Genomic DNA, 23,252 nt, shown 5'->3' with positions numbered 1-23,252 from the left:
ACAATAATATTGTTATCGACTTAGTTTATGGTTAACCTTAATAGCACAAGGCGTAAACTAATGATTACAGCCTTTTCACCCTAGAAAAATTGATGAAAACGATAAGAATAAATGCCGGATAATAAGTGCTGTTATCCATTTATTTTGTTTCAGTTCCCAGTATGATGCCGCTTCCTTATCTACCCACTGTTTTACCCTTTTTGGAGTCATCATGAGCGGCCCTCAGTCAACACCTGTTTCTACCGGAAAAAATCACGGTCAGGAAACGGGTTTCTCATCCCTAATTTTCCTAATCGTAATGATGGTTGCCTGCGGCCAGATGGCTCAGACCATCTTCGTTCCAGCGCTCCCGAACATCACGACTAGCTTCCATGCATCACCGGGGCAGCTTCAAGCCATCATGGCCTGTTATCTGTTGTCCTATGGCTTACTGCAATTCATCTATGGCCCTGCCTCCGACAGATACGGACGTAAGCCAGTGTTAATTGTTGGCTTGAGTATTTTTATTATCGGCGCCTTGTTAGCCAGTTTCGCCACCAACTACCAACAACTCATCGCGGCAACGTTACTGCAGGGAGCGGGAACTGCCAGCGCAGGCGCCTTGTGCCGCAGTATTCCTCGGGATCATTACTTCGGTGAGCCTCTGCTTAAGGTAAACAGCTATATCTCAATGGCCGTGGTATTTTCTCCCTTGATAGGGCCCTTTGTTGGCAGCTTTATGATCCATAATTTTGGTTGGCAGTCGGTATACGATCTGCTGGCCGCATTCGGCATCCTGGTACTCTTGCTGATCATGTTCAAATTTAAGGAGTCTCTCCCCTTCACGCAGCGAAAGTCTGAGTCGGTATTAACCTCATACCGCTTCGTACTCTCCAATAGAAAATTCAAGAGTTATCTGCTCTGCCTGGTTGCCACCTTCGCCGGCATTGCCGCTTTCGAGGCCGTTGCCGGTATCTTCTATGGTCAGTTTCTCAAACTGTCACCTTTCTGGGTCAGCTGCTATTTTGTGGCACCAATACCGGGTTACTTAGCAGGTGCATACTGTGCAGCCAAGTTAGGTAATAAACACAGCGTCGTGTATCGCAGTGTGGCGCTCCTAGGTGCTGGTACCTTGTTTATTTTGATCCCTGGCTTGTCAAACTTAGTGATTGGTTGGAGCCTGCTCCTAGGCTCGATTCTTTTCTTTAGCGGTGCAGGTATGCTGTTTCCGGTACTGACCTCGGCTGCACTGGAGCCATTTCCGCGCCATGCGGGTGTGGCAGGCGCCCTACTCGGTGGTCTGCAAAACTTCGGCGCGGGACTGGCAGCGCTCTTGATGTCACTGGTACCCATGCATGGTCAACTTAGCGTCGGTGTCTTGTGCGCCATCATGGTATTCTTAGTCATTCTGGCACTGAATTACGCCAAAATGGGTTCAGATTTGGGCCACAATTCTGCCAGTACTTGATATTTTTCCGATTGGTATTAGGGTTTAATAGCTAGATAAGCGGGAAATAAGAGATGGAATTAAGGTCCTGAGCATGGCGTTCAGAACCTTGATTGAAGCCTAAAGAATACGCCTTAATAGGAAGTCTGCTTTTAGACGTCTGATACGCGTCATAATCTTACGTACCGGGGTCGGATAGTTATTTAGTGTATCTATCTGGCTGTAATGATACAAACGCTCTGTGTGCTGCAGGATATGCGCTTGTTCTTGTTCAAACTTACCCTTCCAAGCACCACATTCATCATGGAGCAAAAGTCCATTTTCCAGATCCAGTGCCCATGCTCGGGGGTTTAAGTTACTGCCTGTGATCAGGTGACGTTTACTGTCGGCGCTGATCCCCTTGAGATGATAACTGTTAATACCATCTTTCCAAAGATGAATATTAAGTTGGCCACTCTCTACCGCCCATTGCTGGCGCTTAGCGAATTTTCGCAAGGACTGCTCATACATGTAGGGCAAGGCACCTATGGTAGAGAAATCTTGTTCTGACGGAATATAGAAATCATTGGCGGTTTTATCCCCCACAACAATATCGATGCGTTTACCGTCTCTAAGATGCTTAGCCAAGGCTCGTGCCAAAATGTACGGTGGATTAAAATAGGGAGTACAGATAAACAAGGCATCTTGTGATTGCGCCACCATATCGACGATGATCTTATTGAGCTTGTTTTTCTTCCTGCCTAAACCAACCACAGGCGTGACACGGTTGCCAATGGTGGTGGAATCAAATTGATAGCTCGCCTTACCTAAACGTGACTTAAGAGTACGGATATCGTGTTTATCAGGCAGAGTTTCAATGGCTTTATCTTGTGTGAGTGAGCTTACCGCTGGGTCTTGCACCAGATAAGTTTCAATCATCTGCCTCATGGAGCGCGCCAGTTCGGCCGATTCAATCACATGATATCGGTCAAAACGGTACTTATCACCTTGATGCAAGTAGATATTATTAATGCTGGCACCACTGTATATCACCGCGTCATCGACAATAAATCCTTTAAGATGCAGCACTCCCATAAATTCACGGGACTTGACCGGCACACCTAATATTTCGATTGGGTGTTTGGCAGCCTGCATCACCTTGCGATACATCTGATAATTGCCACTGTCGCCCTTGTGCCCAATCAGACCGCGCCTGGCACGATGAAAATCGACCAAGACCTTGATGTCAAGTTCAGGGTTATTGTCTTTCGCTAACATTAGTGCCGCTAAGATCTCTCTGCCCGCCTCATCATCTTCCAAATAAAGCGCGGCGATATAGATTGAATGGACCGCTGCGGCGATACGCGTTAAGAGTTCAGCCTTTAAGGCTTTGGGCGTAAGCAACCATTGTAATGCGTCAGGTTGGATTGGTATTCCACCAAGCTTATCAAGCAAGGTCATCTCCTTTAAAAATGCTTTCCGTCACGATAGTAGCAGCTAGGGTCTAGTGCCCTAAACATGACAGCAAGATGCTGCAACTCCGGATAAACCGATGTGATAGTTTCACGGATTGCTTGCTCTACTTTATCGTGGGTATCGGGATCTTTAGGAAACCAGAGTACTTCAACTTGTGTTGTACTCAGATCAACTTTGCCATCGCGGTAACTTGTACTTGGTACCCAGTCCAAGGTAAACCCTTGAGCATCGATCCGACATAACTCGGCTAATTGTACGAGTAATGTACGGCTCAGACTGGCTACGACGTCTTCAGGTAGTCCACGCATGCGAATATGAGGCATATCGATCCCTTATATAAATCATAAGGGGATAGAAATTACCGATTTACACCCCGTTGGGCAAGGGTTTTCTCTACTTTTGCAGTATAAGACTATAGGAAGTGTACATATTTCAAACAAAAATAGATTTGAGTGAGCAAAGCGTTCAAATTAAGCACAAACTGATTCCTATGGCTTACTTGGTGATGTGAATATTGTTCACTGCAATTTATCGTTATTCTCTAAGGTATTTAACCCAGCGGTTCCATAGATAACGAAAGCTTAGCTTAACCGATGTTAATTTCTTTCACCGATCACGGCATTGAAATCAAACTCAGGTTATAATGGCCGACTAGTCAAAATGACCCACGATGAAGACAACCATGAATTTTAAGATCTTAAGCACAATCGCGATAACTCTGCTCTTGGCATGGGCTATATTTCACTTTAAGACACAGTTGGGGATTTTTATCTTACCGCTGTTTATCGGCTTAGTGACCTTCGTGACTTTAAGACTTTACCGCTTAATGGAAAAAGATAAACCCGAAGATTAATAACCGCTATGATATAAATCTATGCTATTTACTGATTTCGTCATTCATGCTCATCAATGCGAAGTCACTTACCTATGTGAATCTTTATGAGACCTCTAGTTAACGCTTGTCTTCTGCTCAGCTGCTTATCTATTCCAGCCTTAGCCGATGACTATTTTGATAATTTATTATCCATCATTAAACCGCCTCATTCCCACACGGCAATCCTTGCTACCAATCTGGTAACTGGTGACACCATCTTCCAGCAGAACCCAGATACCTTACTCTTACCCGCCAGTACCATGAAATTACTGACAGCGGTAGCGGCCACAGCATCACTGGGCAGTGATTTTAGGTTCAGCACTCGAGTCTATTCCACACTTCCCATCAAAGGCGGCGTCATTGCCGGTGATATCTATATAAGTTTTAGCGGCGATCCAACATTAAAAGCCACAGAACTGAGATCACTGCTTAAGCAGCTTACCGATCAAGGTTTATATCGAATCGAAGGCAACGTTTATTTGATTGGCCAAGCCAATGAGCAGTTACAGGCACCAGGCTGGGTTTGGGATGATCTTGGGATCTGTTATGCAGCGCCAGTGTCAGACTTTGTACTTAACGGAAACTGTGTTCACGGGAAATTGTCCCCAAAACTGGCCAGTAATCAAAGTCAATTAACGGTTCCAGGATATGTCCCCATCAGTATCACAAACACTTCAGTGTTTGATAAATTGGGGAGCGAGAAATTTTGCCAATTAGATCTGCAGCGCTTATCCGGTAATCATTTCTCTCTGAGTGGCTGTTATTCCGGATCCCAAGCCATCAAACTCGCCATTGCAATCACAGATCCTGGCTTATTTATGCAAGAATCGGTGGAACAAGTGCTCAAAAGCAGTCAGATTCAACTCCAGGGGAAAATATCGATCAAACACCAGCTACCGACCAAGACTCGCTTAATAGCTGCTCATGAATCGGCTCCTCTATCTGACTTAGTGCGCACCATGTTAATCAAGTCCGATAACCTTATTGCCGACAGTTTGCTTAAACAGCTAGGTCAAAAAACCTTTCAACGACCTGGAAACTTCAGTAACGGCAGCCGAGCCCTTAAAGAGATACTCAGTAGTGAAGGCATAGTGCTAACCCATGCGCAGATTGTCGATGGCTCAGGGCTCTCTAGGTATAACCTTCTGAGTGCACGTCAGCTCAGTCAGGTATTAAGCTTGATCTATACCGATCCAAGATTTGCCCAGCTCATCGATTCACTGCCTGTTGCAGGTGTGAGCGGTACGCTCAAATATAAAACTAGCTTCAACAAACCGCCCCTGCGTGAGCATATAATGGCCAAAACCGGTTCGATGCAGGGAGTAGATAATCTTGCAGGTTTTATCAGGAGCGACACACAAGATGATACCTTGTTTGTGATCTTAGAAAATGGTCAGAGTCCCCTAGAGAAAAAACAACAGCAGGCGCCCTTCAGTGCACTGTTTTTACATTCTTTAATGGATAACCCGCTAGCACAACATGCCCCAACAGACTCAGATCGTAGCCCTTCGAGCCAGGCTAATTAATTCTCTTTAGTTAAGCCGAATTAATATGAGACTCAAACAAAAAGGCGAATACTCAGGGTTAAACCTCAGCATTCGCCTTTCAATTTATAGATTAAATCAGAACAGAGATTCAGGCATATCCATAATGGTCCCATCACCAGCTCGCACTTGAGCCAAATGATACTCGGCTTTAGGTAGCATCTTGTTGATGTAGAAATCACTCAAATAGCGTTTCTGAGCGCTGAACTCTTTATCCGAATGTGCCACAGCTGCACCGGACATCAATAGCCAGAAATAACCATAAATGACATGACCAAACGCATCGAGAAAGTCGACGGCACAGGCATTGATGACTGCTGGCTTATCTATTTTTTTGTCATTAATATCAGATGCGGCTGAGATAAGCTGTTGGAGCAAGTCAGTGACTTTAGCCCTGTGTGCTTCATCGACATTATCTAGGCTCGCTAGCTTAGTCGTACACTCATTCACAAACTCTGTTAAGGCTGCAAGGTTATCCCCAGTCACCTTACGACCAAGGAAGTCTATGGCCTGAATACCATTAGTCCCTTCATAGATTTGAGCAATACGAGTGTCACGCACCAATTGTTCAATACCTGTTTCACGAATATAGCCATGCCCACCAAATACTTGTTGAGCAGTGATCGCAGCATCAAGACCTCGATCGCTTAAGAACGCCTTAGCAACTGGTGTTAACAGGCCCACATACCGACTGGCTTTAGCTTGAGCCTCACCTTCTCCGTATTTAGCAATATCTAGTTGTTGACCCGTGAGTACAGCTAAGGCACGACCAGCTTCGGTTAGCACCCGAATGTTAAGCAACATACGGCGAACATCGCCGTGTACTATGATAGGGTCGCTAGATGCACCGGTCGGCGATCCTCCTGCGGCCACACCTTGAACACGCTCTTTGGCATAATCAGCCGCCATCTGATAAGCCGCCTGTGATGTACCCAAGCCCTGGATACCTATCGCCAAACGCTCGTAGTTCATCATGGTGAACATACATACCAGACCACGATTTGGCTTACCGATGAGATAACCTTGTGCATCATCGTAATTCATCACACACGTCGCCGATGCCTTAAGCCCCATCTTGTGCTCAATTGATCCAACCGTGACATTATTTGATTCACCTAAGGCGCCTGAATCATCGACCTTAATTTTGGGTACCAAGAAGAGTGAGATACCGTTAGAGTCAGGTAATTTAGCCAATACCAGATGGATCACGTTCTCGGTGAGATCATGATCGCCACCTGTGATAAATATTTTGCTACCCGTAATGCTGAAGCTGCCATCATCTAAGGGCACAGCCTTGGTACGAATACCGCGAAGATCTGAGCCAGCTTGAGGCTCAGTCATGTCCATGGCCCCAGCCCAATCACCGCTGTACATCATAGGCAGATATTTTTCTTTCAACTCGTCACTACCATGGGCATTGATACATAAAGCCGCGCCAGCTGTCAGTGAACCGTATAAAGTGAATGCATTACAGGCGCTGTAGGCCATTTCATCAACGAGCACGCCTAGCATTTTGGGCATACCCATGCCGCCCAGATCAGGCTCGCCACACAGTCCAACCCAACCGCCTTCGGAATACTGGGTGTATGCCTCTTTATAGCCATCTGGCGTGATCACCTTATCATCTTGATGCACCACACCTTGCTCATCACCACTGCGGTTTATAGGATGGAGTAACTCGCGGCTTATCTTGTCGGCTTCATCCATTATCGCCATCGCCGTGTCCATATCGACATTTTCAGCAATGGCGGGTAAAGACGCCCATGTTTGAGGCGCATCAAACACCTTATCTAACAGGAATTTCATTTCGGCTAACGGAGCTTGGTAAGGATTCATTATCGACTCTCAAACGTTGGATTTAAACACTTGTTTTAATTTATACCAGATACCGTAGGAAAAGAAAGAGATATTTGGATAAGTTGAAGGAAAAGAGAGTTAAGGCAAGCTAAGACGGAGGTAGAGTTGAGATGACGTTCACGAGTGAACTGTTAGACGCTGCGCTTGGGGGGCGAAGATGAAGGTAGAGCTAAGACGACGCTCACAAGTGAGCTGTTTGACGCTGTGCTTGGGATGCACTGATACTCACTCTGTGAGTTTACAAGCCAGCGGCCATCATCTTAGCCCTAACGGGCCAACGACCGTCATCTTAGCCTTAACTAAAGACTTACCACATCAAATCATCTGGGATGACATAATCTGCATAGGGATCATCCTCTACAACCACTTGGCTGTTATCGTCTTTCACCCAAAGGTAACCACACCACTCGGGCACTAACATATTGACTCGCTCGGCGAGTTTATGGGGTACTAAATAACTGGCATCTTCATGACGTACGATACCCAGTTGCCCGTTCAGCAATTGGGCCTGTAATTTATCATCCACATAAATCGAAAAAATCTTATTACTGTGGGTGAAATTAAACTTGATCTCGGCGCTTTGTGGCAGCTTTATGGCGAGGCGAGTGAATTCCGTTACTAGGCCGCGTACTAAGCCTTTCTCGTTAGCTTGTTCAAACCTTTGCTCATTTAATGCTTTATCTTTTGCCGCCTGCTCCAGTTTCTGGGTCGCAATTTTCTGCTTTAAATCCGCAGAGCCATCATCAACCTTGGCCTTACGGTCACGTCGTTTCTGGGTCTTAGCTTTCTGTACTTTTTGCTTGCTAACTAGGCCAGCTTTGAGCAATTGCTCTTGAAAAGGGTTTGCCATCTGTTTCTCACTTAAATTAATATTTCTGCTGAAATCACCCTAAAGATGATTCAATTCATTCTTTTGACCGTTTTTCCGCTAGCTGAGCCAACTCTGCCATCGCCATGGATGCGCCGCCTAATGACCAACCGCCATCTATGGGCAATACGACACCTGTAATATAGGATGCCATGGGAGATGCCAGAAATAAGGCGCCATTGGCGATATCTTGCCCTTTGCCATTCCTTTGCAGAGGCACGCTTTTAGCTACGCGTTTTTGTAATTCTTTACTGGGTGCTAAGCGATTGAAGCCCTCTGTATCACCGATTGGCCCCGGGACGATTGAGTTTATCCTTATTCCCTCAGCCCCCCACTCCAGCGCCAGATTCTTGGTCAACATATCAACCCCGGCTTTAGCCGCGCCAACATGGGCCTGCATGGGCATTGGGATAAACGCCTGCGGCGCCGAGATCTGTATGATACAGCCGCCAGGCCGAGCCATCAGTGGGTAAGCTTGTTTAAGCACCTGGAAACTGCCCAGCAGATCGATATCCATTACTGACTTAAAGCCATTCTCGCTCAATAAGGCAGCAGAAGCTGGGAAATTGCCGGCGGCGCCACTGACTAAAACATCGATTTGAGTATAATGGACTTTAAACAGTGAGAAGCCTGCTTTTAATCCTTCTAGATCCCGGACATCAAAACTGGCCCCCATATGGGTACCCTTAGGATTTGTTTTACGCAGTAATTTAACCGCAGCATTGACTTTTTCGGCGCTGCGACTGGCAACGGCCACATTGGCACCCGCTTGGGCAAATGCTGTAGCGATAACCAAGTTAATGCCACTGGTACCCCCAACAACGACAACATTCTTACCTTGATAACTAAACATAGTGACTACCTCATTGAAAATGAAGCTAGAAGACACCCGTTACTCTAGTTTCAAATTCAGTTTAACTCAACGACTCGTGAATCGCCTTCAGTGCGGCTAATGGGTCATCTGCTTTTGTAATAGGTCTGCCTATCACTAAATAATCTGAGCCCGCTTCGACCGCTTGGGGCGGTGTCATTATCCTATGTTGGTCGCCTTTATCGGCGCCAACGGGGCGAATACCCGGCGTACACAGCTTAAATTCTTTACCTAATTTAGATTTTAGCACTTTAGCTTCATGTGCAGAGCAAACAACACCGTCTAGACCTGCGAGTTGCGTCAATTCAGCTAAGCGCTGTACGTGCTCGAATGCTGGGACATTGATGCCGATAAGCTTAAGATCTTCATCACTCATGGAAGTGAGTACAGTCACAGCGATTAATATAGGCGCCTTATCACCATAGGGTACCAAGGCCTTTTTAGCCGCCTGCATCATGGCGAGACCGCCACTGGCATGGACGTTGGTCATCCACACGCCGAGATCAGCTGCAGCTGTAACGGCTTTTGCCACGGTATTAGGAATGTCATGAAACTTAAGATCTAGGAAGACATCGAAATCTCGTTCATGAAGCGCCTTGATAAATTCGGGACCGAAAAGAGTAAACATCTCCTTACCCACTTTGAGACGGCACATCCTGGGGTCTAACTGATCGACCAGTTGCAAAGCAGCATGCTTATCATCAAAATCCAGGGCGACCAAAATCGACTTATTACTCATTTTTTCTCCATTTGCTTTGCAGTATTTTCTTGGTATTACAGCCATGAGCCACATAGTGAAATGTTAGGTCTCATGGTTCAGGACAATTCGGTGCATAAACTGTGTTATTCACCGTCGAGTCCCCTAATTCGTTTTATTTTCCCCCAGCTTTTACATGATGGGCAATGCCAATAGAGACGGTGTGAAGGAAAGCCACATCCGCTGCACCGGTATCCTGGACGGAACCTGATCTGCTGCTCCACCAGTTTTTCCAACATGGTTAAACTTTCTTTCGCTTGTCCATCTTCTGCTTGCTGTACATGCATCTTCATCAGATGCTGGAAACTTTTCATGGTCGGGTGGCGATATAAACCATCCAAAACCAACTGCTCTGCTTCTTGGGTCTCACCTTGCTCAATCATATTTTGCGCTAAGGTGATTGCGACGCTCGCCCCTGCCCCACTTTGTAATGCTTGGCGAAGCAGGTCGCTATAACCAGTGAGATCATCACTGTCATGAAAGACCTGGCGAGCAATTGAAAGTGCATCGGGGAAAAGCTCAATATCGGCTTCGAGTAACTTTTCTAGCAGTGCTTTGCACTTAACATATTCTTGTAAATCCAGGTACTTATCGGCCAAGGTAAGCAAGGCCCTGCCACAGTCTGCGTCCTGTTTTAACGCAGACTGGAGCAGTTTTAACTGAGGGGCGACATCAGTTTGTTCATTGGCAAGTTCACAATAAAAGTGAGCAGTATTATGTTTGAGAGCTTGCTGTCTTTTACGTTTTAAGCTCTTGATGATATTGATGGCTTTTTGCCAATCTTTAGTAACCTGGTAGATATCGATAAGATGGGTTTCAGCATCTTCACTGTGATCATCTTGCTTAACCAAGTTGATGAATATCTCTTCAGCTCTATCATAAAATCCGGCGGCGAGATAATCCTTACCCAGCTCCATCATGGCGATGTCGCGCTGCTCAGTGGTGAGACTGGGTCTGGCGATTAAATTTTGGTGAATACGGATCGAGCGGTCGACTTCGCCACGCTTTCTAAAGAGGGAGCCCAGAGAAAGGTGCGTGTCTATGGTGTCATCATCGACATCTAACATGGTGATAAACAGATCGACAGCTTTGTCTGATTCATTGGACAGGAGAAAATTAAGACCCGTGAAATAGTCACGACTCAACTGTTTTCTCTGGCTACTCTGATTGTGCCTTACACTGCGCCGTCCCATATACCAACCGTAACCGGCGGCGATAGGAAGTAACAGAAACAGGATCTCTTGCATATTAGGCGTCGACGTCCCGAGCGGGAGTCATCCCTTCTAATTGAGATTCGAGTTGGTTACATTTCTTTTTGGCATTTCTTAACGCCAATTTAAGTTTAGTCATGTGATAAATGGCAAACAACCAGCTGATCATAAAACCGGCCAGAAATACGAAGGCCAACACTAGAGGTAACCGGAATTCACCCTGAGCCACAAAATAACTGATCGTTACCATCTGCTCGTTACGTGCACCGAAGATTAGTGCTAAGAAGAAAAGTAGTGCTACTAACACTGTGACGATAAATGACCGCACGATACACTCCATATACCCATTTCAATCAAGTGATTATCTAAGATATTGACTCAACTAGCTAGTGATACCTATACGATAGGCATAAAAAAGCCTCCATTCGGAGGCTTTTAAAACAATGTCATTTATGCGTTGATCGCATCGACACGTTCGCGCAGTTCTTTGCCTGGCTTAAAATGCGGAACATACTTGCCATCCAATTCGACTGATGTTCCAGTCTTAGGATTGCGACCAGTACGTGGCGCACGGAAGTGAAGAGAAAAGCTACCAAAGCCACGGATCTCGATACGATCTCCGCCTTCCAATGTATGAGCCATTTGCTCTAACATCTCTTTGATTGCACTTTCTACCTCTTTAGCCGACAGCTGCGACTGCCTAGTGGCAAGTTTTTCGATCAGTTCGGATTTTGTCATCCTATACCCTCTATTTTCAAGCCAAACACAGTCACCTAACAGGAGTGCAAGCACCCCAGAACTTCAGGCGATTTACTTACGAGCCGCTTTGAACGCTTCAGCCATAGCACTGCTCATCACAGCGTCTTCTTGCTTGTTCAAGCTAGCCATTGCTTCTTTCTCTTCAGCTTCATCTTTCGCACGGATAGATAGGCTGATAGTACGGTTCTTACGGTCAACACCCATGAACTTAGATTCAACAGCGTCGCCTACAGAGTAAACTGTAGATGCATCTTCGATACGCTCACGAGAGATATCAGATACACGTAGGTAACCTTCAACAGTTTCAGCAAGTTCAATTGTAACGCCTTTAGCGTCAACAGCTGTAACTGTACCGTTAACAACCACACCCTTCTTCTTATCAGCAAGATAAGCATTGAATGGATCGTCTTCAGTTTGCTTAACACCAAGGCTGATACGCTCGCGCTCAGGGTCAACAGAAAGAACAACTGCGTTGATTTCGTCGCCTTTCTTGTAATCGGCAACAGCTTCTTCGCCAGTACCATTCCAAGAAATGTCAGAAAGGTGAACTAGACCGTCGATGCCACCGTCAAGACCGATGAAGATACCGAAGTCAGTGATTGACTTGATCTTACCAGTGACTTTATCACCCTTGTTAAAGCGCTCTGCGAAGTCATCCCATGGGTTAACTTTACACTGCTTAAGACCAAGAGAAATACGACGACGCTCTTCATCGATGTCAAGAACTAGAACTTCAACCTCGTCACCTAGGTTAACAACCTTAGATGGGTGGATGTTCTTGTTAGTCCAATCCATTTCAGAAACGTGAACAAGACCTTCAACGCCTTCTTCGATTTCAACGAAACAACCGTAGTCGGTAAGGTTAGTAACGCGACCAGTCAAACGTGTGTTTTCTGGGTAGCGCTTGCTGATTTCTAACCATGGATCTTCGCCAAGTTGCTTAAGACCTAGTGAAACACGTGTGCGTTCACGATCATACTTAAGTACTTTAACGTCGATTTCGTCACCAACGTTGACGATTTCAGATGGGTGCTTAACACGCTTCCAAGCCATATCTGTGATATGTAGAAGACCGTCAACACCGCCAAGGTCTACGAATGCACCGTAGTCAGTAAGGTTCTTAACGATACCCTTAATGGCTTGACCTTCTTGTAAGTTCTCAAGAAGAGCATCACGCTCTGCACTGCTTTCAGATTCGATAACAGCACGACGAGAAACAACAACGTTGTTGCGCTTCTGGTCTAACTTGATAACTTTGAATTCTAGATCTTTGTTTTCTAGGTGAGCAGTATCGCGAACAGGGCGAACGTCAACTAGAGAACCTGGTAGGAATGCACGGATACCGTTTAATTCAACAGTGAAACCGCCTTTAACCTTACCATTGATGACACCGATTACAGTTTCAGCATCTTCGTACGCTTTTTCTAGAACAATCCAAGCTTCGTGACGCTTAGCTTTCTCACGAGACAGTTGAGTCTCACCGAAGCCATCTTCAACAGAGTCAAGCGCAACGTGCACAGTATCGCCAACAGATATTTCAAGTTCGCCTTGAGCGTTCTTGAACTGTTCTGCTGGGATTGGGCTTTCTGATTTTAGACCTGCGTCAACTAGTACAGTACCGTTTTCGATGCGTACAACAACACCTGTTACGATAGAACCAGGACGAAACTCCAAAGTTGCTAGGGATTCTTCAAATAGATCAGCAAAAGATTCAGTCATTTTTAAGTTACTTTCTTTAATAAACCACGGCCCATCCTGGACGTGGAGTCAGTATAATAATCCGCATCATCCATGTTGCGAATGGTTAAACGTCAGTCAAAATTAACTCACGTTTGGTAATTTAGATTCTATGTGTGCCAATGCAAGATTGAGCACTTCTTCTATCTCAATACCTGAAGTATCGATGACCAATGCATCATCGGCCGGGACTAAGGGGGCAACACTGCGATTCATATCGCGGTCATCACGCTCTTTAATCTCAGACAAAAGACGGTCGATATTAACATCGAAGCCCTTGTCCTGCAACTGATTATAGCGTCTCTGAGCCCTTTCTTCCGCAGATGCCGTTAAATAAATTTTAGCGGGTGTGGCGGGGAAAACAACGGTCCCCATATCCCGGCCATCGGCAATAAGACCCGGCGCTTCATTAAATGCACGTTGACGACGTAATAATGCCTCGCGAACACGTGGGAATGCGGCAACGATAGAGGCGGCATTTGAGCACTCTTGGCTGCGAATATCTATTGAAACATCTTCGCCTTCGAGCACGACCTTGATACCTTGAGTTTCACTGCCGGTAATAAACTGCACATCTAAGTGCGCGGCAAGTAAAGTAAGCGACTCTTCGTTATCGAGTTCAACATTATGATGAATAGCTGCTAAGGCTAAAACTCGGTAAATAGCACCACTATCCAGTAGTTTCCAGCCTAATCGCCCGGCTAATAACTGGCTAATCGTACCTTTACCCGCACCGCTAGGGCCGTCAATAGTGACAACAGGAGCCCGTTCTGACATAAATTTCTCCACAGTAAGATCCATCTTCCCTAAGATTTTTAAATGAGTGCTTCCAGTGACCCACATGCTAAACCGTATACTGCACATGCTTACGCGCACACTGAAAATTAAGCGCGCGTATTATAAACCAAGTAAAAAAATAAAGCGGTAAATATTTCAATAGGTCGATTCAGCTTGATTACAGGATCAGTAACAAAGAAACCAGTTTAACAGGAGTAAAAACAAGAATGAGCCAGATGGCCCATTCTTGTTCATTGTGATTATAACACCCGTTTTACTGTGCTAAGGCAGCAAACTGATTAAAGTAGTCAGGGAATGTCTTAGAAGTACAATCTGGATCATTGATAGTGATGCCACAATCGGCAAACGCCAACATGGAGAAGCACATGGCCATTCTATGATCGTTATAGGTATCGATGGCCGCCGTATGTGGCTTGCTTGGCGGTGTGATCGAAATATAATCATTGCCTTCATCCACAATGGCGCCCACTTTTCTCAGTTCGGTCGCCATGGCGGCTAAACGGTCGGTTTCCTTGATGCGCCAGTTATAAATATTGCGAATGGTGGTAGTCCCAGTCGCAAACAAGGCCGCTGTGGCTATGGTCATGGCTGCATCAGGTATGTGGTTCATGTCGAGATCCACGGCGCTAAGCTTCGCCACTCGTGAGATAATATAATCGTCCCCCCACTCTATATCCGCGCCCATTTTCTCCAGCACATCGGCAAATTTAACATCACCTTGAATACTCAAACGCCCTACACCAGTGACTTTAACTTCACCTCCTTTAATGGCACCAGCAGCTAGGAAGTAAGATGCCGAGGAGGCATCCCCTTCGACTAATACTTTACCCGGTGACGCATAAGTCTGGCCCGCTTTTATCTCGAAGCGCTGATAATCATGGTTTATTACCTCGACGCCAAATTGCGCCATCAAGGCTATGGTGATGTCGATATAAGGCTTAGAGACCAACTCACCCTTTATCTTGATATTAACCTCACCTTTTGCCAGCGGCGCTACCATAAGGAGTGCGGTCAAAAACTGGCTGGATAAATCCCCCGCTATCACAACGTCGCCGGCGTTTAATCCGGTTGCGTTAATGGTTAACGGAGGAAAGCCTTCATTTTTAAGATAAGTCACCGATGCACCGAGTTGACGCAATGCATCAACCAAGTCTCCAATAGGACGTTCTTCCATGCGTGGCTCACCAGTTAAGGTAAATTCGCCCTGACCTAAGGTCAATGCCGCACAAAGAGGTCGCATTGCCGTGCCGGCATTACCGAGAAATAATGTCTGCGCCTGCTCAGCATTAAGTGGTGCCCCGATCCCTTCGAGTTCACAAACCGTATTGTTGTCGGAGAGCCGATAGTTCACACCCAATTGCTTGAGCGATGCCAACATATAGCGAATATCATCAGAATCTAACAAGTTGGTCAGTGTCGTGGTGCCTTTAGCTAGCGTAGCTAGTAATAGTGCACGGTTAGAGATACTTTTAGACCCAGGGATATTGATGGTGCCCTGGACCTTGCTAATTGGCTCGAGACGTAGCTGCTTCATTAAAATACTTCTTTATCATCGCGGGACAAACAAACCGCAGGTTAACATTAGATGTTCATGGCAAACAGACTGTAAAGTTTACGACTTGCACCATCACGACAAAATGGTGTTCTGCTTAACCGGTGTTTGAACTTCGTAGTACTAAATTTACTGATTAAGCCGCAGTATTCAACACTTATTTATGTTTTTACCCTGTTTCAAGGTGATTTTCTTTCAAAGTGACAATTTTCTAACACTTTGCCCATCAATATACGGTAAAAAGTAGCCTTTATCTGTTTTTTAGTTCGAGATAAATAAGCTAAGTGGAAATGAATCATGCCAGATAATTACTTTTGTAATTTAGCGCGATTCACTATTACTCGGTCTGTGTTTTACGTTACTCTAAACTTAATGAGTCAAAGGCAGATTACGCCAACAAATCTAATAAAAGGGTAAATAAGCTTATGTTCGACACTCTCACCGCTATGCCTGCAGATCCGATCCTCGGCTTGATGACTAAATACAAGCAAGACACCCACGTCAACAAGATAGATCTAGGCGTCGGCGTGTATAAAGATGAAGTGGGTCATACCCCTATCTTAAACTGCGTAAAAAAAGCCGAACAGCACCGTATCGATACCGAGGAAACTAAAGTTTACATCGGTCCCACTGGCTCGGCTCAATTTAACAACCTGCTTGGTGAACTGGCATTTGGCAAAGAGAATCCAGCCTTATTAGCCGATCGTATCCGTACCGTGTCTACCCCAGGCGGAACGGGCGCATTAAGAGTCGCCGCCGACTTTATCGTTCGAGCAAGCCAATCAACGGCTTCAAAGAAGGCCGTTATCTGGGTCAGCGATCCAACCTGGGCCAATCATACAGGCTTGTTTGAAGCTGCCGGTGTAGAAGTAAAAACCTACCCTTATTACGACTATGACACTAAAAGTCTTAAGTTCGATGAGATGAAGGCGGCGCTGTCTCAGGTGGGTCCAGACGATGTGGTCTTACTCCATGCATGCTGTCATAACCCAAGCGGCATGGATCTCAGTGAAGCCCAGTGGGATCAAATCATTGAGATAACCCAGCAACAAGGCTTCACACCACTTATTGATATGGCCTACCAAGGCTTTGGTGTCGGCGTAGATGAAGATGCCTACGGCGTGCGCAAGATGGCTGCATCGGTGGATAACATGATCTTGTGTAGCTCATGTTCTAAAAATTTCGGCCTGTACCGCGAGCGTATCGGTGCCTGTTCAATCTTAGGTAGAGATACCGCCAGCGTTAATGTGGCCTTCTCAGTGCTGCTTTATGTGGTCCGTTGCATCTACTCAATGCCGCCAGCTCATGGCGCCGCTTTAGTCGAAACTATTCTTGGCTCAGATGAATTGAAGCAGGAATGGTTAGATGAGCTGAAAATCATGCGCGACCGTATCAATGGCAATCGCAACATGCTAGTGAACAAGTTAATCGAGAAAGGGGTTAAGCGTGACTTTAGCTTTATTGCCCAGCAAAAAGGCATGTTTTCGTTCTTAGGGATAAACCCGCAGCAAGTAGAACGTCTGCAGCAAGAACATAGCATCTACATGGTGGATTCTAGCCGTATCAGCATTGCTGGTATTGGCCTTGGGAATGTCGATTACTTAGCGGAATCCATAGCGAAAATACTATAGAAGTGAAAAGTTCCTAGAGCCTAGGCCCTGGGAACTTTCTTTGCTATTAAGCCTAGTTTTTAACAGCAAAATCCTTCATAAACTCAACTAACGCCTCAACCCCTTCGATTGGCATGGCATTATAAATACTCGCACGCATACCGCCGACACTTCTATGCCCTTTCAGAGCAACTAAATTTGAATCTGTTGCTTGCTTAAGAAACTCGCTATTGAGCGCTTCATTGGCCAGATAAAAGGTCACATTCATCACGGAGCGATTTTTGACGCTAACCTTACTGGTGTAGAAATCACTGCTGTCGATAAAATCATAAAGCAGTGCCGCTTTGTCCAAGTTAGTCTTGGCCATGGCCGCTACGCCACCACTGACTTTAAGCCAGGCAAAAACTTCGGCAGCCAAATACCAGGCAAAGGTCGGCGGCGTGTTATACATTGAGCCGTGTTGAACCGCTAAACGATAATCCATGATTGAAGACTGGGGCAAACTTGGTAGCTCAAGCATGTCATCACGGACGATGACGATACTCAGACCCGAAGGTCCTATATTCTTCTGAGCCCCTGCATAGATTAAAGCATACTTGCTGACATCTATCTCTCTGGACATGATATTGGATGACATATCGGCAATAATCGGCCAAGGAGACTCAAGTTCATCAAATATTTCGATACCATCGACAGTCTCGTTAGGACAGTAATGTAAGTAGCGATAGTCCTTGTTAATCTCATTTAAGTTTGGAATAACAACCTTGCTAATATCGTTAGTATTTTCAACAATATTAATGCTACCTATCTGAGCCTCACTGGTGAGCTTTTTGGCTTCGTCGACTGCCGATTGAGACCAGCTACCAGAGACTAAGTAGAGGGCTTTACCCTGCTGCCCAAGAAAATTATTCACTACAGCTGAAAACTGACCTCGGCCGCCGCCATGCATAAACAGCACATGGTAATTAGAAGGGATCGACATCAATTCACGCAAATCGATTTCCGCTTGCTCAGTCATTGCAATAAACTCTTTACTGCGATGACTTATCTCCATTACCGACGTCCCTAGACCATTCCAATCCAATAATTCAGATTGCGCCTTTTGCATTACGGCTCGGGGTAACATTGCAGGACCTGCACAGAAATTGTATGTCACGCTCACGTCTCTATCCTCTCATCGTTAGTAATAAATTAGTCTGCCATAGAGCTAAAGGCTTTACTCATCATATTTTTATATTTGGAATTATCTTTTCTTTTTTATCGTTGGCTAAAACAAAACGAGCGTCCAATTGGACGCTCGTTTTAGAGGTTAACGCTTATTCAGCAGGTTCAGCCTCTGGCTCATCATCACCTTTCGGATCTTCACCTTCGACCTGACCAGTTTCGGCGTTATCACCTTCTTGGATGATAGGGTTACCCTCTTCATCGAGCTCGACTTCATCCTCTTGGATTTCATCGATACGCTGAAGACCGACTACCTTCTCCCCTTCGGCGGTACGAATTATCGTCACACCTTGAGTATTACGACCGATAGTGGAAACACCCGTTGCAGGGGTACGAACTAAAGTACCTCTATCACTGATAAGCATGATCTCATCATTTTCACCCACTTGAACGGCGCCAACTACTGGACCATTTCGATCGCTGATCTTGATAGAGACAACCCCCTTAGTCGCACGGCTCTTGGCCGGGTACTCATCGAGTGCAGTACGCTTACCGTATCCATTCTCGGTAACCGTCAGGATTGCACCGTCTTCTTTCGGAACAATCAGTGAAACGACTTTCTGCCCATCTTCAAGACGTATACCACGAACACCGGTAGCGGTACGCCCCATAGGACGCAGTGCAACTAGCTCTTCGTTGGTTTCCGGATCAAGTTTAACCAGACCAGTTTCAGAGTCTCTCACCATCTCGTTGAAACGAACCACTTTGCCTGCATCGGAGAACAACATGATGTCATTCTTGCCATCGGTAATATCGACGCCGATAAGCTCATCGCCATCTTTAAGGTTCACAGCGATAATACCGTTAGCACGTGGATTACTGTATGCCGTGAGTGCAGTCTTCTTCACTGTACCGTGTGAGGTCGCCATGATGATGTATTTGTCATCGGCATATTCACGCACAGGAAGGATAGCAGTAATATGCTCACCTTCAGAAAGAGGCAGTAAGTTAACGATTGGACGACCACGAGCCTGACGGCTAGCGAGCGGCAACTGATACACTTTAAGCCAGTAGAGCTTACCGAAATCAGAGAAACACAGAATCGTATCATGGGTATTAGCAACAAGTAGCTTCTCGACGAAGTCTTCATCTTTCACTTTTGCTGCTGACTTACCTTTACCACCACGACGCTGAGCCTGGTAATCGGTTAATGGCTGATACTTGGCATAGCCTAAGTGCGATAAGGTCACCACGACGTCTTCTTCGTTGATAAGATCTTCAAGACTCATATCAACTTCATTCGCATTAATGACAGTACGACGCTCATCACCGAAGTTCTCAAGTACTTCGTTTAACTCTTCCTTGATTACTTCCATTAAGCGTTCAGGGCTGCGTAATATGTAGAGTAATGCCGCAATGATCTCAATCAGCTCTTCGTACTCGGCTAATATCTTCTCATGCTCAAGACCAGTTAGCTTATGTAAGCGTAGGTCTAAGATAGCTTGTGCTTGTTGCTCGGTAAGGTAATAGTGATCGTCACGAATACCATACTCAGGCTCTAGCCATTCAGGACGCGCCGCATCATCACCTGCTTTTTCAAGCATGGCTTTAACATGACCTAGCTCCCAACCTTGGGCAACCAGCTTAACTTTGGCTTCAGCTGGCGTTGGAGACGCCTTGATCATGGCAATAATAGGATCAATGTTAGCCAAGGCAATGGCGAGTGATTCTAATATGTGTGCACGATCACGAGCCTTACGCAATTCAAATACGGTACGGCGGGTAACGACTTCACGGCGGTGTAAGATAAAGCACTCTAACATCTCTTTTAGGTTAAACAGTTTTGGCTGACCGTTGGTCAAAGCCACCATGTTTATCCCGAACGAGCATTGCATCTGAGTCTGTGCATACAGGTTGTTAAGTACAACTTCACCCACCTCTCCACGTTTGATCTCGATAACGATGCGCATACCATCTTTATCAGATTCATCACGCAGACCGCTGATGCCTTCAATCTTCTTATCTTTAACCAGCTCGGCTATCTTCTCGATAAGACGAGCCTTGTTCACCTGATAAGGAATTTCGTGGACGATAATGCGCTCACGGCCATTATCTTCTACTTGAACTTCAGCCTTAGAACGCATCACTGCGCGTCCACGGCCCGTCTTATAGGCATCGATGATGCCTTTGCGGCCATTGATAATAGCAGCAGTAGGGAAATCAGGACCTGGAATGTAATCCATTAACTGTTCAATGGACAGTGCAGGCTCTTCGATTAGCGCTAAACAACCTTTGATCACTTCAGTAAGGTTATGTGGCGGAATATTTGTCGCCATACCGACGGCAATACCCGAAGAACCGTTGACCAAGAGTGTCGGTATACGTGTAGGCATCACTTCTGGAATAAACTCAGTACCATCATAGTTAGGCACAAAGTCGACGGTCTCTTTCTCAAGATCTGCCAATAGCTGATGAGCTAACTTATCCATACGGATTTCGGTATAACGCATCGCCGCCGCAGCATCACCATCGACAGAACCGAAGTTACCTTGGCCGTCAATTAAGGTGTAACGCATGGAGAAAGGCTGAGCCAGACGAACGATAGTGTCATAAACCGCTGTATCACCGTGGGGGTGGTACTTACCGATAACGTCACCGACAACTCGTGCCGATTTCTTATAGGGTTTGTTCCAATCGTTTTTAAGTTCACTCATCGCGAAGAGTACGCGGCGATGAACAGGCTTAAGACCGTCACGAACATCCGGTAGTGCACGGCCCACGATCACGCTCATGGCGTAATCTAGATATGAATTTTTTAATTCGTCTTCAATATTAATTGGTGTTATAGATGAAGCCAGATCAGTCATAAACTGCTCGATCCCTTGAAATTGTGCTTACCTGTTACCAGCCAAAATGGCGCAGTAAAAGTCTCAGCCTGAAAACGTGATTTGGCATTCTAACACAGTTATTTATTGTCACCAGACCCTATTCAATTTTAGAGATAAATAAGTGTTAACCCAAAAACAATTGACCAAAATCAAACAATGTTCGCTAATCAATCAATTGGTTAAAAATTCACTGTTTTCCTATTTATACCGGCTTTGAATCTGGCATTCTATGGGTATAATGGCAGCATTAATAATCCCTATTGAGGTGATATAGTGGAGCAAGAAATTAAACCTGAACTAAACGTCGATCCAGCCGAAATCGCAAAATTCGAAAAAATGGCAGCTACTTGGTGGGATCCGGAAGGCGAATTTAAGCCATTACATAAGTTAAACCCGCTTCGACTCAACTATATCGATCAAACCTGTGGTGGTCTGTTTGGTAAGCGAGTCCTGGATGTCGGCTGTGGCGGTGGTATTTTATCTGAGAGTATGTCCCGCATCGGCGCTAACGTAGATGGCTTAGACATGGGCACTGAACCACTGGATGTCGCCAGACTTCACGCTATTGAAACCGGCGTTCAGGTTAACTATATACAAGACACCGCGGAATCTCATCGAGAAGCAAATCTTGGTGCCTACGATGTGATCACCTGTATGGAGATGCTCGAGCACGTACCTAGCCCCCGTTCAGTGGTTCAGGCCTGTGCCGATATGGTCAAACCCGGCGGTTATGTCTTCTTCTCCACCATCAATCGAAATCTACGCGCCTATGTTGAAACCATCTTAGGCGCTGAGTACCTGCTAAAGATGCTGCCAGTTGGGACCCATGACCATAAGAAGTTTATCAAGCCGTCAGAGTTAATCTCACTGGCCGAACATGCTGAGCTTTTTTGTGAAGATGCAACGGGGATTACCTATAACCCGCTCACAGAAACCTTCACTTATACTAAAAATGTCGATGTGAACTATATGATCGCCACCCGTAAGAGTGAAGATTGATGGCGGACGATCTCGATGAGGCTAATGACCTGACTAACAGAGTAAAAATAAAAGCCGTGTTATTCGATCTTGACGGTACGCTTGCCGATACCGCACCAGATCTGGTGGCGGCGTTGAATATGAGCTTATCCAAGTTAGGTTACCCACAAGTTAGCCTCGAAGAGATGCGCCATATTGCTTCCGATGGCAGTCTGGCGCTTGCTAAAGCGGCCTTGCCAGGCGTCTCAGAGGAAGTTCACCTTAAAGCACAGCAGTTACTCCTAAGATTTTATGGCGATATAAACGGTCAGTTTTGCCGTTTATTTGTTGGTATAGCTGAGCTACTAGAGTATTTGGACAATCAAGAGATCCCCTACGGCATAGTGACTAACAAGCCCGCCAGATACACCAGGCCCTTGATTGCCGCTTTAGGTCTGACTCAATCCATGAAAAGCGTGATCAGCGGTGACAGCACGCTTTTCGCTAAACCTCATACCGCCCCCATGCTACTCGCCTCGCAGCAGATCGCCCGTCGATGCCAAGACATTCTCTATCTTGGCGATGCCAAACGAGATCTCGTCGCGGCACACGCATCCGGGATGCTAGGTGGTGTTGCGCTATGGGGCTATATAAATGAAGCAGACTCTCCTGATAATTGGCCAAATGATTACCAATTCGACTCTCCCCAGGATGTACTTAAATTTCTCAGTGAACACTAAGCTGATTAACAAGAAAAACATTGCTCACACAAGGGGCACTAAAGGCTGATAAGATCTAAAAGATCGCCAATCGATCATGGGATCTTTTCATCCTTTTTAGCCCGCTCAATATTCCATCTGATAGGAATAAAGCCAATGAATTCCGACCTCAAAGGTTAGCCAATACTAACCCTAAATTTTACCC

Annotated in this window: 20 protein-coding genes; 6 read left to right on the top strand and 14 right to left on the bottom strand. The window is 45.7% G+C overall.

Features of this window, described 5'->3' with window-relative positions:
- Positions 1 to 211 precede the first annotated feature (211 nt).
- Positions 212 to 1,447 carry a multidrug efflux MFS transporter EmrD gene (emrD, locus tag sps_RS04065; RefSeq protein WP_077751362.1) on the top strand — a complete coding sequence of 412 codons (1,236 nt, stop codon included), beginning with the start codon at positions 212 to 214 and terminating at the stop codon, positions 1,445 to 1,447.
- Between the two features lie 99 nt (positions 1,448 to 1,546).
- Here the strand turns inward: emrD and pssA are convergent, their stop codons facing one another.
- Both pssA and sps_RS04055 read right to left on the bottom strand, forming a co-directional pair.
- Positions 1,547 to 2,860, bottom strand: a complete 1,314-nt coding sequence (gene pssA, locus sps_RS04060; RefSeq protein ID WP_077755539.1) for a CDP-diacylglycerol--serine O-phosphatidyltransferase — start codon at positions 2,858 to 2,860, stop codon at positions 1,547 to 1,549.
- 11 nt (positions 2,861 to 2,871) lie between these two features.
- Complete coding sequence (locus sps_RS04055) at positions 2,872 to 3,204, bottom strand: DUF1904 domain-containing protein (RefSeq protein ID WP_077751361.1); 333 nt, start codon at positions 3,202 to 3,204, stop codon at positions 2,872 to 2,874.
- A 359-nt stretch (positions 3,205 to 3,563) separates the two neighbouring features.
- On the opposite strand from sps_RS04055, the gene sps_RS04050 reads away from it, so the two are divergent.
- Complete coding sequence (locus sps_RS04050) at positions 3,564 to 3,734, top strand: hypothetical protein (RefSeq protein WP_149027209.1); 171 nt, start codon at positions 3,564 to 3,566, stop codon at positions 3,732 to 3,734.
- Positions 3,735 to 3,820: 86 nt separating this feature from the next.
- Positions 3,821 to 5,281 carry a D-alanyl-D-alanine carboxypeptidase/D-alanyl-D-alanine endopeptidase gene (dacB, locus tag sps_RS04045; RefSeq protein ID WP_077751359.1) on the top strand — a complete coding sequence of 487 codons (1,461 nt, stop codon included), beginning with the start codon at positions 3,821 to 3,823 and terminating at the stop codon, positions 5,279 to 5,281.
- Positions 5,282 to 5,377: 96 nt separating this feature from the next.
- Here dacB and sps_RS04040 read toward each other — a convergent pair whose 3' ends face one another.
- The 10 genes from sps_RS04040 to aroA form a co-directional block, all read right to left on the bottom strand.
- A complete protein-coding gene (locus sps_RS04040) occupies positions 5,378 to 7,135 on the bottom strand; it encodes an acyl-CoA dehydrogenase (protein ID WP_077751358.1) in 1,758 nt (585 codons plus the stop codon).
- A gap of 328 nt (positions 7,136 to 7,463) precedes the next feature.
- Positions 7,464 to 8,006, bottom strand: a complete 543-nt coding sequence (locus tag sps_RS04035; RefSeq protein ID WP_077751357.1) for a DUF2058 domain-containing protein — start codon at positions 8,004 to 8,006, stop codon at positions 7,464 to 7,466.
- 55 nt (positions 8,007 to 8,061) lie between these two features.
- On the bottom strand, positions 8,062 to 8,877 hold the full coding sequence (locus sps_RS04030) for an SDR family oxidoreductase (protein WP_077751356.1): 816 nt from the start codon (positions 8,875 to 8,877) through the stop codon (positions 8,062 to 8,064).
- 61 nt (positions 8,878 to 8,938) lie between these two features.
- Positions 8,939 to 9,634: an orotidine-5'-phosphate decarboxylase gene (gene pyrF, locus sps_RS04025; RefSeq protein ID WP_077751355.1), complete on the bottom strand. Its 696-nt coding sequence runs from the start codon at positions 9,632 to 9,634 to the stop codon at positions 8,939 to 8,941.
- A gap of 104 nt (positions 9,635 to 9,738) precedes the next feature.
- Entirely contained in the window at positions 9,739 to 10,899 is a 1,161-nt protein-coding gene (lapB, locus tag sps_RS04020; RefSeq protein ID WP_077751354.1) for a lipopolysaccharide assembly protein LapB, read from the bottom strand.
- 1 nt (position 10,900) lies between these two features.
- Positions 10,901 to 11,191 (bottom strand): LapA family protein, encoded by a 291-nt coding sequence (locus sps_RS04015; RefSeq protein WP_077751353.1) that lies wholly within the window; start codon positions 11,189 to 11,191, stop codon positions 10,901 to 10,903.
- Positions 11,192 to 11,313: 122 nt separating this feature from the next.
- Complete coding sequence (ihfB, locus tag sps_RS04010; RefSeq protein ID WP_077751352.1) at positions 11,314 to 11,601, bottom strand: integration host factor subunit beta; 288 nt, start codon at positions 11,599 to 11,601, stop codon at positions 11,314 to 11,316.
- A 72-nt stretch (positions 11,602 to 11,673) separates the two neighbouring features.
- Positions 11,674 to 13,341: a 30S ribosomal protein S1 gene (rpsA, locus tag sps_RS04005; RefSeq protein WP_077751351.1), complete on the bottom strand. Its 1,668-nt coding sequence runs from the start codon at positions 13,339 to 13,341 to the stop codon at positions 11,674 to 11,676.
- A 102-nt stretch (positions 13,342 to 13,443) separates the two neighbouring features.
- A complete protein-coding gene (cmk, locus tag sps_RS04000; protein ID WP_077751350.1) occupies positions 13,444 to 14,136 on the bottom strand; it encodes a (d)CMP kinase in 693 nt (230 codons plus the stop codon).
- A gap of 274 nt (positions 14,137 to 14,410) precedes the next feature.
- The gene (aroA, locus tag sps_RS03995) at positions 14,411 to 15,691 is read right to left on the bottom strand and encodes a 3-phosphoshikimate 1-carboxyvinyltransferase (protein ID WP_077751349.1); all 1,281 of its coding nucleotides are present in this window, start codon (positions 15,689 to 15,691) and stop codon (positions 14,411 to 14,413) included.
- 443 nt (positions 15,692 to 16,134) lie between these two features.
- Here aroA and sps_RS03990 point away from each other — a divergent pair, with 443 nt between their 5' ends.
- Entirely contained in the window at positions 16,135 to 17,340 is a 1,206-nt protein-coding gene (locus tag sps_RS03990; RefSeq protein ID WP_077751348.1) for an amino acid aminotransferase, read from the top strand.
- A 52-nt stretch (positions 17,341 to 17,392) separates the two neighbouring features.
- Here sps_RS03990 and serC read toward each other — a convergent pair whose 3' ends face one another.
- Positions 17,393 to 18,481: a 3-phosphoserine/phosphohydroxythreonine transaminase gene (gene serC / locus sps_RS03985; RefSeq protein ID WP_077751347.1), complete on the bottom strand. Its 1,089-nt coding sequence runs from the start codon at positions 18,479 to 18,481 to the stop codon at positions 17,393 to 17,395.
- A gap of 154 nt (positions 18,482 to 18,635) precedes the next feature.
- Complete coding sequence (gene gyrA, locus sps_RS03980; protein WP_077751346.1) at positions 18,636 to 21,350, bottom strand: DNA gyrase subunit A; 2,715 nt, start codon at positions 21,348 to 21,350, stop codon at positions 18,636 to 18,638.
- 357 nt (positions 21,351 to 21,707) lie between these two features.
- On the opposite strand from gyrA, the gene ubiG reads away from it, so the two are divergent.
- Positions 21,708 to 22,370 carry a bifunctional 2-polyprenyl-6-hydroxyphenol methylase/3-demethylubiquinol 3-O-methyltransferase UbiG gene (ubiG, locus tag sps_RS03975; protein WP_418346766.1) on the top strand — a complete coding sequence of 221 codons (663 nt, stop codon included), beginning with the start codon at positions 21,708 to 21,710 and terminating at the stop codon, positions 22,368 to 22,370.
- Positions 22,370 to 23,068 carry an HAD family hydrolase gene (locus sps_RS03970; protein WP_077751344.1) on the top strand — a complete coding sequence of 233 codons (699 nt, stop codon included), beginning with the start codon at positions 22,370 to 22,372 and terminating at the stop codon, positions 23,066 to 23,068. Before ubiG ends, sps_RS03970 begins: the two co-directional genes overlap by 1 nt.
- The last annotated feature ends 184 nt before the right edge of the window (positions 23,069 to 23,252 follow it).

Source organism: Shewanella psychrophila, from assembly GCF_002005305.1.
In the GTDB taxonomy this organism is placed as follows: Bacteria; Pseudomonadota; Gammaproteobacteria; order Enterobacterales; family Shewanellaceae; genus Shewanella; species Shewanella psychrophila.
Note: the sequence above shows the minus strand (reverse complement) of the source record. Positions and strands in the feature narration are given on the sequence as shown.

Bases quoted from the DNA above. Each gene is read 5' to 3' on its own strand.
- emrD (WP_077751362.1), top strand. From the start codon at position 212: ATGAGCGGCCCTCAGTCAACACCTGTTTCTACCGGAAAAAATCACGGT.
- sps_RS04055 (WP_077751361.1), bottom strand. From the start codon at position 3,204: ATGCCTCATATTCGCATGCGTGGACTACCTGAAGACGTCGTAGCCAGT.
- sps_RS04050 (WP_149027209.1), top strand. From the start codon at position 3,564: ATGAATTTTAAGATCTTAAGCACAATCGCGATAACTCTGCTCTTGGCA.
- dacB (WP_077751359.1), top strand. From the start codon at position 3,821: ATGAGACCTCTAGTTAACGCTTGTCTTCTGCTCAGCTGCTTATCTATT.
- sps_RS04040 (WP_077751358.1), bottom strand. From the start codon at position 7,135: ATGAATCCTTACCAAGCTCCGTTAGCCGAAATGAAATTCCTGTTAGAT.
- sps_RS04035 (WP_077751357.1), bottom strand. From the start codon at position 8,006: ATGGCAAACCCTTTTCAAGAGCAATTGCTCAAAGCTGGCCTAGTTAGC.
- sps_RS04030 (WP_077751356.1), bottom strand. From the start codon at position 8,877: ATGTTTAGTTATCAAGGTAAGAATGTTGTCGTTGTTGGGGGTACCAGT.
- pyrF (WP_077751355.1), bottom strand. From the start codon at position 9,634: ATGAGTAATAAGTCGATTTTGGTCGCCCTGGATTTTGATGATAAGCAT.
- lapB (WP_077751354.1), bottom strand. From the start codon at position 10,899: ATGCAAGAGATCCTGTTTCTGTTACTTCCTATCGCCGCCGGTTACGGT.
- ihfB (WP_077751352.1), bottom strand. From the start codon at position 11,601: ATGACAAAATCCGAACTGATCGAAAAACTTGCCACTAGGCAGTCGCAG.
- rpsA (WP_077751351.1), bottom strand. From the start codon at position 13,341: ATGACTGAATCTTTTGCTGATCTATTTGAAGAATCCCTAGCAACTTTG.
- cmk (WP_077751350.1), bottom strand. From the start codon at position 14,136: ATGTCAGAACGGGCTCCTGTTGTCACTATTGACGGCCCTAGCGGTGCG.
- aroA (WP_077751349.1), bottom strand. From the start codon at position 15,691: ATGAAGCAGCTACGTCTCGAGCCAATTAGCAAGGTCCAGGGCACCATC.
- sps_RS03990 (WP_077751348.1), top strand. From the start codon at position 16,135: ATGTTCGACACTCTCACCGCTATGCCTGCAGATCCGATCCTCGGCTTG.
- gyrA (WP_077751346.1), bottom strand. From the start codon at position 21,350: ATGACTGATCTGGCTTCATCTATAACACCAATTAATATTGAAGACGAA.
- ubiG (WP_418346766.1), top strand. From the start codon at position 21,708: ATGGCAGCTACTTGGTGGGATCCGGAAGGCGAATTTAAGCCATTACAT.
- sps_RS03970 (WP_077751344.1), top strand. From the start codon at position 22,370: ATGGCGGACGATCTCGATGAGGCTAATGACCTGACTAACAGAGTAAAA.